Source organism: Xanthomonas sp. XNM01 (assembly GCF_014851915.1).
Lineage (GTDB): Bacteria > Pseudomonadota > Gammaproteobacteria > Xanthomonadales > Xanthomonadaceae > Pseudoxanthomonas.
The window spans coordinates 136,626-154,295 of the sequence record NZ_JACVAP010000004.1 but is presented as its reverse complement, the minus strand read 5'-3'; the positions used below and the strand labels follow the sequence as shown (position 1 = coordinate 154,295).

Below are 17,670 nucleotides of genomic sequence, written 5' to 3'. Positions count from 1 at the left end.
GGCGGACAGCCCGCCGCCATTCGATCCTGCCGCGATCGCGGCAGGATCCGGCGTTTTCCTACGCCGATCCGCGCAGCAGACCCGATGCCCCACCGGCAGCCCGCCGTCAGCATTGCGTGATGCGAACACTCCCGGACGACACCGAAGCCCTGCTGCGCCTGGTTCTGGCCGGTGGCCGCAGCGCGCCGCGCCGGGCATTGATCGGCACACACGGCACCGCGGCCGCTGCACTGGCGGCCGGACCCGCGGCGTGGACCGCATCGGGGCTGGATCCCCGCCAGACCGCCGCACTCGCTTCGCCGCCCGGCGCGATCACGCAGGCGCGGGCCTGGCTCGGCACCGCCGGCCACCATCTGGTCGGGATCGACACTCCCGACTACCCGCCCCTGCTGTCCCGGACCGCCGCGCCGCCGCTGGCGCTGTTCGTGGCCGGCGATCCGGCCCGGCTCTGGCAGCCCGCGGTGGCCATCGTCGGCAGCCGGACAGCGACTGCCGGTGGCCGCGACCTGGCAGTGCGCTTCACCCGCGCCTTCTGCCGCGCCGGACTGGCAGTCACCAGCGGGCTGGCGACCGGCATCGATGCCGCCGCGCACCGGGCCGCGCTCGATGCCGGCGGCCTGACGATCGCGGTGCTGGGCACCGGGCCGGACGTACCTTACCCGGCCTACCACGCCGACCTCCTCGCCCAGGTCGCCGCGGCCGGCGCGGTGGTCAGCGAACATGCGCCGGGCACCCAGGCCCGGGCCGGCCATTTCCCGGCGCGCAACCGGATCATCGCCGGACTGAGCCTGGGCACCCTGGTGGTCGAGGCGGCTGCCCGCTCCGGGGCGCTGATCACCGCGCGCCAGGCTGCCGAGGCCGGCCGCGAGGTGTTCGCGATCCCCGGCTCGACCCTCAACCCGCAGGCCCGCGGCTGCCACCGGCTGATCCGCGACGGCGCCTGCCTGGTGGAAACACCGGAGGAAGTGCTGGCCGGCATCGCGCCGCTGGCGGGGCATCTGGCGACCGCACTTGCGCCTGACTACGGCGATGAACGCGGCACCTCGGCCGGGCTTGGGAATGCCCCGGATCGACCCGATATCGACCACCACCGGTTGTGGCTGGCGCTGGGTCATGACCCCATCCCTATGGACCTGATCGTCGAACGCACCGGATTGACGGCCGCCACCCTGTCCTCCATGCTGCTGCACATGGAACTGGATGGGCGGGTGGCGGTCGAACATGGCCGCTATGCACGCAGGTCCACCGGTGGCGGCACGGTCGCCTGACGGCGATGGCGCATCCGCCTGTGGTTCCCAACCCCACGGCGCCTTCCCGGGCGCGGGCCGAGGGCAATGAAAGAAAGCATCCTGGACGTCCTGCTGTACCTCTTCGAACACTACATTTCCGACGACGCGGACACGCTCCGCGACCGTGATCCATTGCAGCAGGGCCTGATCGAGGCCGGCTTCAGCCCCAGCGAGATCAGCAAGGCCTTCGACTGGCTCGACGGGCTGGCCGAACAGCGGCCGGCCAACGCTGACGCGCGCGTCGACGGGCCGGTGCGCGTGTACCACGGCCCGGAGCTGGACAAGCTCGACGTCGAGTGCCGCGGCTTCCTGCTGTTCCTGGAACAGCACGGCGTGCTCGACGCGCACCAGCGCGAGCTGGTGCTCGACCGCGCCATGGCCTTGGACCAGGACGAACTCGACCTGGACGACCTGAAGTGGGTGGTGCTGATGGTGCTGTTCAGCCAGCCCGGCGCCGAGGCCGCCTATGCGTGGATGGAAACCCAGATGTTCGGAGACGACCCCGAACCGGTGCACTGAGCGCTGCCCGCGATCACGCGTCACCCGAGCCGGCCACGTGCCGGCTTTCGCGTCTCCGGGGCATCGGTTACCTTCCTCGGCCTGAAAGACGGGGAAACGGATGTCCAGCTGGTATTACGCGAGCGCCGACCGGCAACAGCACGGCCCGCTGACGAGCGAAACGCTGAAGGGCCTGGCCGCTGCCGGGACGGTCGATGCGCGGACGCTGGTCTGGCGCGAGGGCCTGCCCGGCTGGGTCGCGCTGGCCGATGTCGCCGCCGAGCTCGGGCTGGACGGCATCGCCACGCCGGACCCGGCGCCGCCGGTCCGGCGCGACAATCCCTATGCCGCACCGACTCCTGCCGCGCAGGCGCCGATGGCCGCGCGTGCGCCGGTCGAACCGATCCCCACCCATCTGGTCTGGGCGATCCTCAGCACCCTGTGCTGCTGCTGGCCGCTGGGCGTGGTCTCGATCGTGTACGCATGCCGCGTCGATCGCCGCCGCGCCGAGGGCGACGTGGCCGGCGCCTGGGACGCCTCGCGCAAGGCGCGGCTGTGGGCGATCTGGTCGGCGCTGTCGCTCGTGCTCATCTTCCTTGCCCTGGTGTGTCTGGCCGCCCTCGACGGAGCCTTCCGATGATCCAGTGGTACTACGCCGACCCGCAGCGCCAGCAGCACGGCCCCTTCAGTGCGGACGAGATCAGGGCCCTGGCCGGCAACGGCACGCTGGGGCCGACGACCCTGCTGTGGCACGCCGGCGAATCCGACTGGCGCCCGCTGTCCGTGCACGCGGCCGCGCTGGGACTGAGCGCGGGTCCACCGCCGTTGTGCACCGGGGGGGCGCCGGCGGCAGCCGTGCCAGCCGCGCCGCCGCCGGCGCGCGGGCTGTCCGGCTGTGCGATCAGCGCGATCGTGCTGGCGGTGGTCGCGGTGGTGGCAGTGCCGATCATCGCGATCCTCGCCGCCATCGCCCTGCCCGCCTACAAGGACTACACGCTGCGCTCCAAGGCGAGCGCGGCGATCGTCGAGGCACGCACCTATCAGCCGCAGGTGATCGCGTTCCTCGACGCGCAGGGGCATTGCCCGACCAACGACGACGAGGGCTTCCTGCCGGCCGAGCAGTACGCCGGCCAGGCGGTGTCGTCGGTGGTGTTCGGCGAATTCGAGGGCAGCAACCTCTGCGGCCTGGAAGCCACGATCGAGGCGCCAGCCGAGGACGACCTGCACGGCTACCCGATCTGGCTCGAGTACGATTCCGGCAGCGGCACCTGGGAGTGCAGCTCGGAAATCGCAGACAAGCATCTGCCGGTGGAATGCCGCGGCTGATCGCGCCGCATTCCGCATGACATGACACGACACGAACGAAGGAACAGACGATGACCGAGTGGTACTACGCGGACCGGCGCCAGCAGCAACAGGGGCCGGTCACGGCCGAGACCCTGGTCGAGCTGCTGCGCGGCGGACAGGTCGACGATGCCACCCTGGTGTGGCGCGACGGCCTGCCCGACTGGCAGCCGCTGGCCGGCCTGCGGGCGGAGTTGCCGCTGTCGGCGGAGGTCGAGCCGCTGGCCGCGTCCGGCACCGTCGATGGTGATGCCTGGTCGGCAGCACCGGCCAGCACCGCGCCGGCCGAGTACACACCGTACGCGGCGCCGGCGGTCACCGCCGATGCGGGCAGCGGCCCGGTCCTGGGCGGCGAGATCGTCTACGCCGGCTTCTGGAAGCGGGTCGCGGCCTACACCATCGACAGCCTGCTGGTGGGCATGGTCGGCGGCATCATCGGTACGATCATCGGCGCGGTGATGGGCGCGATCGTGCTCGCCGGCGACAGTTCGGGAGTCGGTCTGGTCCTGGTCCAGCTGGTGACCCAGCTGATCTCGATCGCCATCAGCGCCGCCTACTACGCCGGCTTCCACGCCTCCACCGGCATGGCCACGCTCGGCAAGATGGCGGTGGGCATCAAGGTGGTGCGTACCGATGGCACCCGCATCAGCCTGGCGCGCGGCATCGGCCGTTACTTCGCGACGCTGCTGAGTGGCCTGATCATCGGCATCGGCTTCCTGATGGCCGCCTTCACCGAGCGCAAGCAGGGCCTGCACGACATCATCTGCGACACCCTGGTGGTCGACAAATGGGCGTTCACCGAACACCCCGAATGGCAGCGCCGCGACCTCGGCGCGGTGACCATCGTGATCCTGGTCCTGCTGGGCCTGATGATCGCCGTGGCGGGCATCGGCATGCTGGCGGTGTTCGGCGCGCTGTTCGCGGCCAATTTCTGAACATCGGCCCGCCCGGCTTGACACGGCCGGGCGGGGCATGATTCACCTATAAAAGGAAATGCACGCGCCCGGGGGTCCCACCCCCGGGCGTCGGCTTCTCTGGCGACCGCCGGATTTCACCCTCCGGTCACCCCGCCCCTCCACGATCCAGGACGGATCGCAGCCCCCGCATCACCGCAGAATCCGCCTCGCCATGCCCAAGCACCTGCTCATCGTCGAATCGCCCGCCAAGGCCAAGACGATCAACAAATACCTCGGCAAGGACTTCACCGTCCTGGCCTCCTACGGGCATGTGCGCGATCTGGTGCCGAAGGAAGGCGCGGTCGATCCGGACAACGGCTTCGCGATGCGCTACGACGTCATCGAGAAGAACGAGAAGCACGTCGACGCGATCGCCAAGGCCGCCAAGGGCGCCGACGACATCTTCCTGGCGACCGACCCGGACCGCGAAGGCGAGGCGATCAGCTGGCACATCGCCGAGATCCTGCGCGAGCGCGGCCTGGTCGAGAACAAGCCGATGCAGCGCGTGGTCTTCACCGAGATCACGCCGCGCGCGATCAAGGAGGCGATGACCCAGCCGCGCGCGATCGCCGCCGAGCTGGTCGACGCGCAGCAGGCGCGGCGCGCGCTCGACTACCTGGTCGGCTTCAACCTGTCGCCGGTGCTGTGGCGCAAGGTCCAGCGCGGCCTGTCCGCCGGCCGCGTGCAGAGCCCGGCGCTGCGCATGATCGTCGAGCGCGAGGAAGAGATCGAAGCGTTCAAGGCGCGCGAGTACTGGAGCATCGGCGCCGACATGGCGCACCCCTCGCAGCCGTTCGCGGCCAAGCTGGCGAAGCTGGACGGCGAGAAGTTCGAGCAGTTCACCATCACCGACGGCGAAGCCGCGGAAGCGGCGCGGATGCGGATCCAGCAGGCCGCGCAGGGCGCGCTGCACGTCACCGACGTGGTCAGCAAGGAGCGCAAGCGCCGCCCGGCCGCACCGTTCACCACGTCCACCCTGCAGCAGGAAGCCTCGCGCAAGCTCGGCTTCACCACGCGCAAGACCATGCAGGTCGCGCAGAAGCTGTACGAAGGCGTGACCCTGGGCGACGAGGGCAGCGTCGGCCTGATCAGCTACATGCGTACCGACTCGGTCAGCCTGTCGGTCGATGCGCTGGGCGAGATCCGCGACGTGATCGCCCGCGATTACGGCACCCAGTCGCTGCCGGACAAGCCCAACGTCTACCAGACCAAGTCCAAGAACGCGCAGGAAGCGCATGAGGCCGTACGCCCGACCAGCGCGCTGCGCACCCCGGCGCAGGTGGCCAGCTACCTGTCCGACGACGAGCGCCGCCTGTACGAGCTGATCTGGAAGCGCACCGTCGCCAGCCAGATGGTGCCGGCCACGCTGAACACCGTATCGGTCGACCTGGCCGCCGGCAGCGCGCACAGCTTCCGCGCCAGCGGCACCACCGTGGTGTTCCCGGGCTTCCTGGCCGTCTACGAGGAAGGCAAGGACAGCAAGAGCGCCGAGGACGAGGACGAAGGCCGCAAGCTGCCGGCGATGAAGGTCGGCGACCGCGTGCCGCTGGACCGCATCCACGCCGACCAGCACTTCACCCAACCGCCGCCGCGCTTCACCGAAGCCGCCCTGGTCAAGGCGCTCGAGGAGTACGGCATCGGCCGTCCGTCGACCTACGCCTCGATCATCCAGACCCTGCTGTTCCGCAAGTACACCGAGATGGAAGGCCGCGCGTTCCGCCCGACCGACGTCGGCCGCGCGGTGTCCAAGTTCCTGTCCAGCCACTTCACCCGCTACGTGGATTACGACTTCACCGCGCGCCTGGAAGACGACCTGGACGCGGTCAGCCGCGGCGAGGAAGCCTGGGTGCCGCTGATGGAGAAGTTCTGGGGCCCGTTCAAGGAACTGGTCGAGGACAAGAAGGAATCGCTGGACCGCACCGACGCCGGCAGCGCGCGCGTGCTCGGCATCGACCCGGCCAGCGGCAAGGAGATCAGCGCGCGCATCGGCCGCTTCGGCCCGATGGTGCAGATCGGCACGGTCGAGGACGAGGAGAAGCCGAAGTTCGCTTCGCTGCAGCCGGGCCAGAGCATCTATTCGATCAGCCTGGAGCAGGCGCTGAAACTGTTCGACATGCCGCGCACGCTCGGCGAGAGCGACGGCCAGCCGGTCAGCGTCGGCATCGGCCGCTTCGGTCCGTTCGCCAAGCGCGGCAGCACCTACGCCTCGCTGAAGAAGGAGGACGACCCGTACGCGATCGACCTGGCGCGCGCGATCTTCCTGATCGAGGAGAAGGAAGAGATCGCGCGCAACCGGATCATCAAGGAATTCGACGGCAGCGACATCCAGGTGCTCAACGGCCGCTTCGGCCCGTACATCAGCGACGGCAAGCTCAACGGCAAGATTCCGAAGGACCGCGAGCCGGCGTCGCTGACCCTGGCCGAAGTCCAGCAGCTGATGGAAGAAACCGGCAAGCCCGCGCGCAAGGGCTTCGGCGCCAAAAAGGCCGCGGCGAAGAAGGTCACCGCGAAGAAGACCGCCGAGCCGGCCGAGAAGAAGGCACCGGCGAAGAAGGCCGCGAAGAAGACCGCCACCAAGAAGACCGCGGCCAAGAAGGCACCGGCGAAGAAAGCCGTGGCGAAGAAGACCGTGGTCAAGGCGGGCGGCGACAGGAACGATCCACCGCCGTTCTGAGTCCGGAGGCTGCGGCGGTCCCGATGCGGACCGTCGCTGCCCGCGGCGAGTGCGGCCACGCCAGCGATCGACCCCGCCTGGCCGGGCCCGCCGCCGACACGCATGCAACCGTCACGGCCGCCGCCTAGAATGCAGCCGATGCCCACCGACCTGACGCCCGATGCCGGCGCCGCCCTGCTGCGGCGCGGCCGCATCCTCGCCTACCCGACCGAAGCGGTCTGGGGCTTGGGCTGCGATCCAGCCGACGAATACGCCGTGCAGCGGCTGCTGCGGATCAAGCAGCGGCCGGTCGAGAAGGGCGTGATCCTGGTCGCGGCGCACCTCGATCCGCTGCGTCCGTGGCTGGACCTGGCCAGGCTGGCGCCGCAGCGCCTGGCCGCGGTCCTGGAAACCTGGCCTGGACCGCACACCTGGGTCATGCCCGCATCGGCCACGGCCCCGGCGTGGATCCGCGGCGCACACGACGGCATCGCGATCCGGATCAGCGCGCACCCGACCGTGGTCGCCCTGTGCGAGGCCTTCGGTGGCGCGCTGGTGTCCACCAGTGCCAACCGTGCCGGCGCACCGCCGGCCTACGCGCGTGCCGAGCTCGATCCCGACCTGCTGGCGGAGATCGACGGCGTGGTCGACGGCCGGACCGGCGGGCTCGCCCAGCCGACCAGGATCCGCATCGCCGCCACCGGCCAGGTGCTGCGCGACTGAGGGTCGCCTGCGCTGCCCGATCCGCGACCGCGCCGACGACACGGCACGCGGCACCGCCAGGAACCGCCAGGAAACCGCGCGGCATGGCCGCGGTAGGATGACGCGGACCTCCGGAGGGATCCGCCCATGCATCGGCCCACCCAGCCTGTTCCCGGCCCTGTCCTGCCTGCACGCGCGCGCCGCGCCGCGCGCGTCGCCGGCCTCGCGCTCGCCTGCTGCAGCGTGCTCGCCGGGGCGCAGGACGCGACCACGCGCGCGCAGGGCGGCAGCGACAGGGTGACCCTGTACCGCTGCACCGACAGCCGGGGCCAGCTCAGCGTGCAGGACACGCCCTGCCAGGCAGGCGCGCGGCAGCAGACGGTGCAGATGCAGCGTCCGCAGGATCCGCCCCCGCGGGTGACCTCGACCGCCGCGCCGGAGGCCGTCGCCGCACCGGCGATCGAACGCGAGGTCCGCGTGGTCATGGTGCAGCCGCCACAGCCGATGTACGCCTGCACCGCACCGGACGGAGACGAATACATCAGCGACGACGGCGAAGGCAATCCGCGCTGGGTGCCCTTCTGGACCACCGCCTGGGGCGTCGCCGGGCCACGCCCGCCCCATCCGCCAAGACCGCCACTGCATGGACCGCGCCCACCGGGCCCGCCGACCGGACCCGGCCTGGGCCCGGGTCCGCGCCCGTCGCATCCGGTCGTGGTGCCCGTCGCCGCAGGCGGCACCTGGGTGCGCGATCCCTGCCAGCGCCTGCCGCAGCAGGAGGTGTGCAGGCGCCTGTCCGACCGGCGCTACGAGATCCTGCGCATCTACGGCGCCGGCATGCCGAGCGACCGGCGCGCGCTCGATCTCGAACAGCAGGGCATCGACGCACGGATGGGCAGCGACTGCCCCGGATACTGAGCGTGTCGGCCGCCGTCCTCCCACGCGTCGTCGCCCTCTGCCTGGTACTTGCGGGGATGCCGGCCGGTGCCGCGCAGGCGCAGCCGGTCACCATCTACCGCTGCACCGATGCCGCCGGCAACCTCAGCGTGCAGAACCAGCCCTGTCCCGCCGGCAGCCGGACCGAAATCCGCCGGATGGAAGGCGTGGGCGCCGCACCGACGGCCACGCCCGCAGTGCGTTCGCCGCTGTTTCCCGCCGCATCCGATGGATCGACGGCAACGATGGCCGGGACTGGCGATGCGCAGGAGCCGCCGCGGATCCTGGACAGCGCCACCCTGCGCCGCGACCGCACTGCCGACACGCCGGCAGATGCCACGTCCGGACAGCGGCTGCCGCCACCGCCGATCTTCCGCTGCACCACTTACGACAACGACAGCTACCTGGCGGAAGAGGAAGAGCAGCCGCCGCGCTGCATTGCGTTGCGGACGGTGGGACTGGACGGCAATCCCGCCATGGGCGCCGGCCAGGCCTGCGAGGTCAAGCGCGACCAGTGCGCGCGGGTCCCGGACGGCGGCGCCTGCGAGGCATGGGCACGCCTCACGCGCGAGGCCGAATCGCGCTGGCGCTTCGCGCACCCGGACAACGAGGGCACGCGGCGCGAGGCCTACGAACGGCTGGCGCGCATCGTGGCCGAGAGCAGCTGCGGCGGCTGAGCACGCGCAGCGGATGTCGCCCCCGATGCGGCATCACGGGGTGCTCCGACTGCAGAGAACCACCTCGACACGCCAGGACCGCGGGGCGCCGCAGCCGGCGCATCCGCGGGGGCATCGCGATCGCGCCAGTACAGCGGCCCCTGTCGGGTCGTCGCGCCGCTGCGGGAGGATCGAGCGTCCGGCGCACCACGCCACCGTGCGTGGCCGCAGCGCGCGCCAGCCGCTGCATCGACCTGGTGCGGCAGCAGGTCCGTCCTCAGCCCGACCAGAAGATGCTCAGCGCCACCAGCAGCAGGAACACCGCGAACACCCTGCGCAGGGCCTCGCCGCTGAGCCGGTGCGCCAGCCGCGTGCCCCACGGCGCGGCCAGCACCGAGGCGGCGGCCACACCGAGCGCCGCCGGCAGGTAGATGTAGCCGACCGAAGCCCCCGGCAGCGCGCCCTCCGGCGCGTGCAGCGCATAGCCGAACGCGCTGGACAGGCCGATCGCCACTCCGCAGGCGCTGGACGTGCCCACCGCGCGCACCGGGCGCACGCCGCGCCAGACCAGCAGCGGCACGGTCATGCTGCCGCCACCGATGCCGACCACCGCCGACAACGCACCGATGCCGCCGCCGGCCACGCTCATCGGCCAGCCGCGCGGCGCGGCGATCTCGCTGCCGTCGGCGGGCGCGCGGGTACGGCCGAAGCCGATCTGCCAGGCCGCGATCAGGCAGTAGCCGGCGACGATCCAGCGCAACGTGCGGTCGTCCAGCAGCACCGCAAGACCACTCCCCAGCCAGCCACCGATCAGCAGCCCGGGCACCATCCAGGCCACGGTCGGCCACAGCACGCTGCCGCGCCTGGCATGCGCGCGCGCCGACGACAGGCCGGTCAGCACGATGCTGGCCAGCGAGGTCGCCAGCGCGGCATGCATCGCCGCGTCCTGCGGGATGCCGAACAGCGGCAGCAGCCAGGCCAGCGCAGCGATGATCACCAGCCCGCCGCCGATACCGAGCAGGCCGGCCATGACCCCGGCGAAGATGCCGAGCAGTGGAAACAGCAGGTACGGCAGAAGATCCAACACGGCACTCCGGCGAAGAACGCGACGCGGTCGTCGCGACACGATGTCGACACGGCCATTCAGGCGCGATGCGTATATTCGACCGCATGTCGCGTCCCACTACCATCCTTGCCGGCTTCGCCCTGCTGCTGGCCGCCCACACCGGCGCCGCCCAGACTCCGTCCACCACCGCCGCCGATGCCGCCTTCAAGAGCGCGCTGGCCGATGCGCGCCGCGGCGCGTTGAGCAACCAGCAGCTCGATGCGCTGCGCAGCGACCCGCGTGCGCCGTGGCTGGAGGTCGCCCGCTTCAGCCGCGACATGGATCGTGCCGACGCGGTCGTCGTGCGTGCCTTCCTGCAGCGCCACGACGGCCAGGCCGCCGCCGACACGCTGCGGCCGCTGTGGCTGGCCGCGCTGGCCCGGCGCAAGGACTGGACCGCGCTGCTGGCCGACTGGCGGCCCACCACCAATACCGGCCTGCGCTGCGCGCGGCTGGACGCGCTGCAGAGTCTCGGCCGCGCCGATGCCGGCTGGAACGGCGAGGCGCAGGCGATCTGGCGCAGCGGCAAGGCGCTGCCCGACGCCTGCGACCCGGTGTTCGCCGCGCTCGCCGCCCGCGGCGGCCTCGACGATGCGCTGCGCTGGGAACGCATCGACCTGGCCGCGGCCGAGCAGCAGCCGGCGGTGATGCGCGCCGCCGCACGCGGCCTGCCTGCCGCCGCGCAGGCGCTGGCCACCGACTACGCCGCCTTCGTCCAGGCCGTGCACCCGCGCGCGCTGCAGTGGCCGAAGGACGCACGCAGCCGCCGCATCGCCGCGATCGGTCTGGCGAAGCTGGGCAAGGACGATCCCGATGCCGCCGAGCGCCAGCTGCCGCAGTACGCGCAGGCGCTGGGCATGACCGAGGCCGAGCGCGGCCAGGTGCTGTACCAGATCGCGCTGTGGACGGTGGCCTCCTATCTCCCGGACTCGGCACGCCGGCTCGACGCGGTGCCGGAGTCCGCCTACGACGAGCGCCTGCACGAATGGCGCGTGCGTGAGGCGCTGGCCCGCGGCGACTGGCCGTCGGCGCTGACCGCGTTGCGCAAGCTGCCTGCATCGATGCGCGCCGATTCGCGCTGGCGCTGGTTCGAGGCGCGGATGCTGGAAAAGACCGGCCGCAGCAGCGAAGCGCAGGCGCTGTTCCGCCAGGTCGCCACCAGCCCGACCTTCCACGGCTTTCTCGCCGCCGACCGGCTCGACCAGACCTATACGCTGTGCCCGTGGGAGCCGGCCGACAGCCCCACCCTGCGCACCGAGGTCGCACGCAACCCCGCGCTGGTCCGCGCGCTGGCGCTGTACCGCATCGACCAGCCGGGCTGGGCGCTGCGCGAATGGGACAACGCCCTGGCCGGCTTCGACGACGCGCGCCGGCGCACCGCGGTCGCGTTGGCGCAGGACGCCGGCTGGTTCGACCGCGGCCTGTTCTCGCTCGGCAAGCAGCCGGAAGAACAGCGCCTGTACACGCTGCGCTTTCCGCTGCACCACGACGCCGACATCCGCGCCGCGGCCAAGCGGCACGACCTCGACCCGGCCTGGATCGCCGCCGAGATCCGCGCCGAGAGCGTGTTCAATCCCAACGCGCGCTCCGGCGCCAACGCACGCGGCCTGATGCAGCTGCTGCCGTCCACTGCCGCTGCGGTCGCCAAACGCACCGGCCTGGCGTACAACGGCGCCGACAGCCTGTACGACTCGTCGACCAACATCGCCCTCGGCAGTGCCTACCTGCGCGAGATGGAGGACAAGTACGGCACCACCTACGTCGCCATCGCCGCCTACAACGCCGGCCCGACCCCGGTCGCACGCTGGCAGTCGCAGCGGCCGAACATGGATCCCGACATCTGGATCGAGACGATCAGCTACAAGGAGACCCGCGAGTACGTCGCGCGCGTGCTGGCCTTCAGCGCGATCTACGACTGGCGCCTCAACGGCGACGCCCTGCCGGTCAGCGACCGGATGATGGGCCGCACCGAAGGCAGGCGGCGCGCGTTCGCCTGTCCTGCGACAGGCAGCTGACCGGCACCGGAAGCGCAGCCGCCACGGGCCGCACCGCTGCAGGCCGGATGCATCGCCATGCCGTGCCACGTTGAGCCGGCGTTCCGCGTTTCTTCCGAGCCGATGGGGGCGATGACCGGCGCGGTGTCCGCCATGACGGCACCACACGCGATCCGGCTTGCCCGCACGGGATCCGACAGCCTGCCGTGCCGATCACGCGGCACGCCGGAGATCGCGGGGCTGGAACCCGAGCGGAGATCGCGCCTGGCCCGCCTGCTCCTGCTCCCGGGCCGCTGACGCCCGCTCTTTCCAGACGCGCAACGCTGCCAGCCGGGTGGCGTGCGATCGCGCCGTCCGCCGGTCGCAACCGATCGCCGAACGCAACGACCCACTGCATCGCCGGCCCCTTTTCATGCAGGACGCCGCCACGCGGCACGTTACGATGCCCGGATGAAGACCTATCTCGTCGGTGGTGCGATCCGCGATGAACTGCTCGGCCTGCCGGCCGGCGACCGCGACTGGGTCGTGGTCGGCGCCAGCCAGGCGCAGATGGAAGCGCTCGGCTACACCGCCATCGGCCGCGATTTCCCGGTGTTCCTGCATCCGCAGACGCACGAGGAGCACGCGCTGGCCCGCACCGAGCGCAAGAGCGGCCGCGGCTACCGGGGATTCGTCGTCGATGCCGATCCGTCGGTGACGCTGGAAGACGACCTGCAGCGCCGCGACTTCACCATCAACGCCATCGCCCGCGACGAGGACGACGGCCGCATCGTCGACCCGTATGGCGGCGTGCGCGACATCGAACAGCGCGTGCTGCGCCACGTCGGCCCGGCCTTCGCCGAGGATCCGCTGCGGGTGCTGCGCGCGGCACGCTTCATGGCGCGGCTGGCCCCGCTGGGATTCACGGTCGCCCCCGAAACCATGGAGCTCATGCGCCGGATGGCGGCCAGTGGCGAACTCGACGCGCTGGTGCCCGAGCGCATCTGGCAGGAGCTGCGCAAGGCGCTGGTGGCGAAGCAGCCATCGGCCTTCCTGTCCACGCTGCACGACGCCGGCGCGCTGGCCGCGATCCTGCCCGAGGTCGATGCGCTGTACGGCGTGCCGCAGCGCGCCGAGTACCACCCGGAAGTCGATACCGGCATCCACCAGCAGCTGGTCAGCGACATGGCCGCGCGGCTCGCGCCGGGCGACGACCTGATCGGCTTCGCCGCGCTGACCCACGACCTGGGCAAGGCGCTGACGCCAGCGCACGTGCTGCCGCGCCACATCGGCCACGAAGGCGCCGGCCTGAAACCGCTGGCCGCGCTGTGCGAGCGGCTGAAGATCCCGACCGAGCACCGGCAGCTGGCCCAGCTCGCCTGCCGCGAACATCTGAACGTGCATCGCCTGGCCGAGCTGCGCGATGCCACCGTGCACGAACTGCTGGAACGCTGCGACGCGTTCCGCCGGCCGCAGCGCGTGGCCCAGCTGGCGCTGGTTTGCGAGGCCGACAAGCGCGGCCGCACCGGCAGCGAGGACGCCGCCTATCCGCAGGGCCCGGAACTGGTGCGGCTGCACGCCGCGGCCTGCGCCGTGAACGCGCGCGACCTGGCCGCGCAGGGCCTGAGCGGCCCGGCCATCGGCACCGCCCTGCGCAAGGCACGGATCGCCGCGATCGGCGCGGCCCGCACGCTGCGGCGCCCCGATCCGCCCTGATCGCAGGCGCGCATGCAGCGCATGGCCGCATGCATGCGGATGGAACAGGCGGAAGCCCGGGCCCCGACGCTGTCCGCAGGAAGATCGCCAGCGGTGCGTCCACGACGCGATCCACCCGCTGACGGCCGACGCACCGACAGACGAATCCACACGGCCGGATCACGCTGCGGACCACGACATCCGGCGTGCGCGCCGCGCGGCGGACGCGATCCGCACGCTGGTCCTGCGCCATCGACGCACTGCAGATGCGGCGCGGTGGCGCCGCACACCGCACGCTCCGGCGTCATCGCACTCCGCCATGCCTGGCCGGGCCAGCCGCACTGCGGCAGCGGCCGATCACGCACCGCTGCGCCGCATGCCCACACCCCGCGCCCGACATCGGGTACACGCGCCCGGGCGCATGCTGCCCCACGATGTCGCTGTCCCGCCGGTCAGGGCATCGTCCGCCCGCAACGGACAGGAGACCCCGCAATGGCCTACATGGACGGATTCCTGGTGCCGGTCCCGCGCGACCGCCTGCGCGAGTACCGCCGGCTCGCGCGCCGGGCCGGCCGGATCTGGATGGAGTATGGCGCGCTGCAGTACCTGGAAGCGGTCGCCGACGATCTCGCTCCCGATGGGGCGGTCTCGTTTCCGAAGGCGGTCCAGGCCGGGCCGGACGAGGTCGTGGTGTTCTCCTGGATCCTGTACCGCTCGCGCGCCCACCGCCAGCAGGTCAATGCCGAGGTCCTGGGCGATCCGCGGGTCGCGGCGATGGGGCCGGAGAACATGCCGTTCCAGCCATCGCGCATGCTGCATGGCGGCTTCAAGCCGATCGTGACGTTCTGACCCTCTCCGCGCCGTGCCGGTCGTCAGGCGCCGACCGGCCGTGTCGATTCCGCGGTCGCCCGCCCGTCGTCCCACCATGAGCCCGGCAGGCATCCCGCCGATCGGGCCGCGACCCAGGAGAACGGACATGCGCGTGATGGTGATGGTGAAGGCGGCCCCCGGTTCCGAGGCGGGTGTGATGCCCAGCGAGCAGCTGCTTGCCGACATGGGCCGCTTCAACGATGAACTGGTCAAGGCCGGCGTGATGCTGGCGGGCGAAGGCCTGCATCCAAGCTCGAAAGGCGTGCGGGTGCGCTTTTCCGGCAGCAGCCGGACCGTGATCGACGGGCCGTTCGCGGAGACCAAGGAACTGGTCGCCGGTTTCTGGCTCTGGCAGGTGCGCTCGATGGACGAAGCGATCGAGTGGGCGCGACGCTGCCCGAATCCACATCCGGAGGACAGCGAGATCGAGATCCGTCCGGTGTTCGAGGAGGACGACTTCGGCGCCGAGTTCACGCCGGAACTGCGCGAGCAGGAACGACGTCTGCGCGACCAGCTGGCCGACCGCGGCTGAGCCGCCCGCATCCAGGAGAACGACGCCATGACGCTCAACGCCTACCTGCTGTTCGACGGCACCTGCCGCCAGGCCTTCGACCATTACGTGCGGCACCTCGGGGCGACGCTGCAGACGCTGTCCACGTTCGGCGGGATGCCGCCCGGCGCAGGTCCGGACATTGCCCCGGGCGACCGCGACCGGGTCATGCATGCCTGTCTCGACCTGCGCGGCGCGCTGCTGATGGGCAGCGATGGCCTCGGCGAGGCGCCCCATGAAGGCATCAAGGGGGCCTACGTGGTGCTGCACGTGGACACCCCGGACGAGGCCGAGCAGGTCTATGCGGTGCTGGCCGACGGCGCGCAGCGCATCGAGATGCCGCTGCAGCAGACCTTCTGGGCGAAGTGCTACGCGATGCTGGTCGACCGCTTCGGCGTGCCGTGGATGGTCAACTGCTCCGACCCCTGCCAGCCCTGACGGACGCGGCACCCGCCACGCCCGATCGACCACGAACGACGCGACCGCGTCCCCCCTTTCCCGAGGACACCCGCATGGCACGTCAGATCTACGTCAACCTGCCGGTCAGGAACCTGCAGCGCTCGGTCGACTTCTTCACCGCGCTCGGCTTCAGCTTCAATCCGGATTTCACCGACGAGAACGCCACCTGCATGATCGTCTCCGACAGCATCTCCGTGATGCTGCTGGTCGAACCGTTCTTCGGCGGCTTCACCGGCGGCAAGCCGATCAGCGACGCGACCAGGCAGACCGAAGTGCTGCTGGCGCTGCAGCTGGACAGCCGCGCCGAGGTCGATGCGCTGGTGGCCAGCGCGGTGGGCGCCGGCGCCAGCGTCACCCAGCCGCCGCGCGACCTGGGCTTCATGTACCAGCAGAGCTTCGCCGATCTGGACGGACACCAGTGGGAGCCCTTCCACATGGATCCGGGAGCGGCGCCGGGGGCCGCATGAGTCCGTGCGCGGCACTTGCCGCGTCGCCGTGTCGATGCTGTGATCGCCGCGCATGAGCGGACACGACATCCATCGCAGCATCGACGCGGTCTGGCGGATGGAGTCGGCGCGCCTGATCGCCGGCCTGGTCCGCATCGTGCGCGATGTCGGCCTGGCCGAGGAGTTCGCGCAGGACGCGCTGGTGGCGGCGCTGGAGAAATGGCCCGACACCGGCGTGCCGGACAATCCCGGAGCCTGGCTGATGACCACCGCCCGCAACCGTGCGATCGACCGCCTGCGCCACCTGCAGCTGCGCGAGCACAAGCACGTGGAGTTGGCCTGGGAACTCGAGCAGTGGCAGCGCGATGCGGATGCGCGCGGCGACGAACTGCTCGACGACACCGTCGGCGACGACCTGCTGCGATTGATGTTCATCGCCTGCCATCCGGTGCTGCCGGCCGAGTCGCGGGTCGCGCTGACACTGCGCCTGCTCGGTGGGCTGGAGACCGGCGAGATCGCGCATGCGTTCCTGACCAGCGAGCCGACCATCGCCCAGCGCATCGTGCGCGCCAAGCGCACCCTGGCCGACGCGCAGGTATCGTTCGAGATCCCGCGGCGCGAGGAACTGCCCGGGCGGCTCTCGGCCGTGCTCGGCGTGATCTACCTGGTCTTCAACGAGGGCTATGCGGCGAGCAGCGGCGAGGACTGGATGCGGCCGGCGCTGTGCGAGGAAGCGCTGCGCCTGGGCCGGGTCCTGGCCGGGTTGATGCCGCAGGAGCCCGAGGTGTTCGGTCTGCTCGCACTGATGGAACTGCAGGCCTCGCGCCAGCATGCGCGGGTCGCGGCGGACGGCACGCCGGTGCTGCTGCTGGAGCAGGACCGGTCGCGCTGGGATCGCCTGCTGATCGGTCGCGGGCTGGAGGCGCTGGCGCAGGCGGGACGGCTGGGCGGCGCGTCGGGCCCCTATGCGCTGCAGGCCGCGATCGCCGCCTGCCACGCGCGCGCCACCACCGCCGAGGCCACCGACTGGACGCGCATCGTCGCGCTGTACGGGGCACTGGCCCAGGTGACGCCCTCGCCCGTGGTCGAACTCAACCGTGCCGTCGCCGTCGCGATGGCCAACGGGCCGGCCGCCGCGCTGCCGCTGGTCGACGCGCTGCGCGACGACGCGAAGCTGGCCGGTTATCACCTGCTGCCCAGCGTGCGCGGCGACCTGCTGTGCAGGCTCGGCAGAATCGACGAGGCATGCGTCGAATTCACGCGTGCGGCGGCGATGACCGGCAACGCACGCGAGCGTGCACTGCTGGAGGCACGTGCGGCGGCGTGTCGACGATAGGGACGCGCGCGTCGTCGTCCCTGTCGATCGGCGTGGCACCGCGAGGACGCCGATCCAGTGGCGCGACTAGGCCCGGCGGAAGACGGCGCACACGTCGGTGTCGGGCGAGGTGACGGCACAGGCGCATCGCAATGTCGTGGGACAGGCGGCTCGACCGGGACGGCCACCGATGCCGGCCTGCACCGCGACGGGCGATACCGGA

At 71.5% G+C, this 17,670-nt stretch carries 17 protein-coding genes and 1 pseudogene; 17 read left to right on the top strand and 1 reads right to left on the bottom strand.

Annotated elements, in window-relative coordinates; all coding sequences use genetic code 11:
• Positions 1 to 116 precede the first annotated feature (116 nt).
• The 10 genes and pseudogenes from dprA to IB242_RS14800 all read left to right on the top strand — a co-directional run bounded on the left by dprA (position 117) and on the right by IB242_RS14800 (position 9,055).
• Positions 117 to 1,268 (top strand): DNA-processing protein DprA, encoded by a 1,152-nt coding sequence (dprA, locus tag IB242_RS14840; protein ID WP_192281069.1) that lies wholly within the window; start codon positions 117 to 119, stop codon positions 1,266 to 1,268.
• Positions 1,269 to 1,334: 66 nt separating this feature from the next.
• Positions 1,335 to 1,808 carry a DUF494 family protein gene (locus IB242_RS14835; RefSeq protein WP_192281065.1) on the top strand — a complete coding sequence of 158 codons (474 nt, stop codon included), beginning with the start codon at positions 1,335 to 1,337 and terminating at the stop codon, positions 1,806 to 1,808.
• A 100-nt stretch (positions 1,809 to 1,908) separates the two neighbouring features.
• Positions 1,909 to 2,052: pseudogene (locus tag IB242_RS20855) on the top strand (DUF4339 domain-containing protein); the annotation flags it as partial.
• Positions 2,053 to 2,163: 111 nt separating this feature from the next.
• Positions 2,164 to 2,427 (top strand): CD225/dispanin family protein, encoded by a 264-nt coding sequence (locus IB242_RS20850; RefSeq protein WP_343237163.1) that lies wholly within the window; start codon positions 2,164 to 2,166, stop codon positions 2,425 to 2,427.
• Entirely contained in the window at positions 2,424 to 3,113 is a 690-nt protein-coding gene (locus IB242_RS14825; RefSeq protein WP_192281059.1) for a GYF domain-containing protein, read from the top strand. The genes IB242_RS20850 and IB242_RS14825 overlap by 4 nt, the downstream gene beginning before the upstream one ends.
• A 50-nt stretch (positions 3,114 to 3,163) precedes the next feature.
• Entirely contained in the window at positions 3,164 to 4,066 is a 903-nt protein-coding gene (locus IB242_RS14820) for an RDD family protein (protein ID WP_192281046.1), read from the top strand.
• Positions 4,067 to 4,259: 193 nt separating this feature from the next.
• On the top strand, positions 4,260 to 6,761 hold the full coding sequence (locus IB242_RS14815) for a DNA topoisomerase I (protein ID WP_192281043.1): 2,502 nt from the start codon (positions 4,260 to 4,262) through the stop codon (positions 6,759 to 6,761).
• A 138-nt stretch (positions 6,762 to 6,899) separates the two neighbouring features.
• Positions 6,900 to 7,463, top strand: a complete 564-nt coding sequence (locus tag IB242_RS14810) for a Sua5/YciO/YrdC/YwlC family protein (protein WP_192281040.1) — start codon at positions 6,900 to 6,902, stop codon at positions 7,461 to 7,463.
• Positions 7,464 to 7,589: 126 nt separating this feature from the next.
• Positions 7,590 to 8,360: a DUF4124 domain-containing protein gene (locus tag IB242_RS14805; RefSeq protein WP_192281024.1), complete on the top strand. Its 771-nt coding sequence runs from the start codon at positions 7,590 to 7,592 to the stop codon at positions 8,358 to 8,360.
• A gap of 2 nt (positions 8,361 to 8,362) precedes the next feature.
• Positions 8,363 to 9,055 carry a DUF4124 domain-containing protein gene (locus IB242_RS14800; protein ID WP_192281022.1) on the top strand — a complete coding sequence of 231 codons (693 nt, stop codon included), beginning with the start codon at positions 8,363 to 8,365 and terminating at the stop codon, positions 9,053 to 9,055.
• 256 nt (positions 9,056 to 9,311) lie between these two features.
• Here IB242_RS14800 and IB242_RS14795 read toward each other — a convergent pair whose 3' ends face one another.
• The gene (locus tag IB242_RS14795) at positions 9,312 to 10,118 is read right to left on the bottom strand and encodes a sulfite exporter TauE/SafE family protein (protein WP_225540683.1); all 807 of its coding nucleotides are present in this window, start codon (positions 10,116 to 10,118) and stop codon (positions 9,312 to 9,314) included.
• Positions 10,119 to 10,204: 86 nt separating this feature from the next.
• Between IB242_RS14795 and IB242_RS14790 the strand changes: the two genes are divergently transcribed.
• The 7 genes from IB242_RS14790 to IB242_RS14760 all read left to right on the top strand — a co-directional run bounded on the left by IB242_RS14790 (position 10,205) and on the right by IB242_RS14760 (position 17,468).
• Positions 10,205 to 12,154: a transglycosylase SLT domain-containing protein gene (locus IB242_RS14790; RefSeq protein ID WP_192281020.1), complete on the top strand. Its 1,950-nt coding sequence runs from the start codon at positions 10,205 to 10,207 to the stop codon at positions 12,152 to 12,154.
• A 429-nt stretch (positions 12,155 to 12,583) separates the two neighbouring features.
• Positions 12,584 to 13,828, top strand: a complete 1,245-nt coding sequence (locus tag IB242_RS14785) for a multifunctional CCA addition/repair protein (RefSeq protein ID WP_192281003.1) — start codon at positions 12,584 to 12,586, stop codon at positions 13,826 to 13,828.
• Between the two features lie 471 nt (positions 13,829 to 14,299).
• On the top strand, positions 14,300 to 14,656 hold the full coding sequence (locus tag IB242_RS14780) for a DUF1428 domain-containing protein (protein WP_192281000.1): 357 nt from the start codon (positions 14,300 to 14,302) through the stop codon (positions 14,654 to 14,656).
• Between the two features lie 127 nt (positions 14,657 to 14,783).
• Positions 14,784 to 15,209 carry a YciI family protein gene (locus IB242_RS14775; RefSeq protein ID WP_192280997.1) on the top strand — a complete coding sequence of 142 codons (426 nt, stop codon included), beginning with the start codon at positions 14,784 to 14,786 and terminating at the stop codon, positions 15,207 to 15,209.
• Between the two features lie 27 nt (positions 15,210 to 15,236).
• Positions 15,237 to 15,665 (top strand): glyoxalase/bleomycin resistance/extradiol dioxygenase family protein, encoded by a 429-nt coding sequence (locus IB242_RS14770; RefSeq protein ID WP_192280994.1) that lies wholly within the window; start codon positions 15,237 to 15,239, stop codon positions 15,663 to 15,665.
• Between the two features lie 74 nt (positions 15,666 to 15,739).
• On the top strand, positions 15,740 to 16,153 hold the full coding sequence (locus IB242_RS14765; RefSeq protein ID WP_192280991.1) for a VOC family protein: 414 nt from the start codon (positions 15,740 to 15,742) through the stop codon (positions 16,151 to 16,153).
• 52 nt (positions 16,154 to 16,205) lie between these two features.
• Positions 16,206 to 17,468, top strand: coding sequence for an RNA polymerase sigma factor (locus tag IB242_RS14760; protein ID WP_192280988.1), 1,263 nt, complete (start codon positions 16,206 to 16,208; stop codon positions 17,466 to 17,468).
• The last annotated feature ends 202 nt before the right edge of the window (positions 17,469 to 17,670 follow it).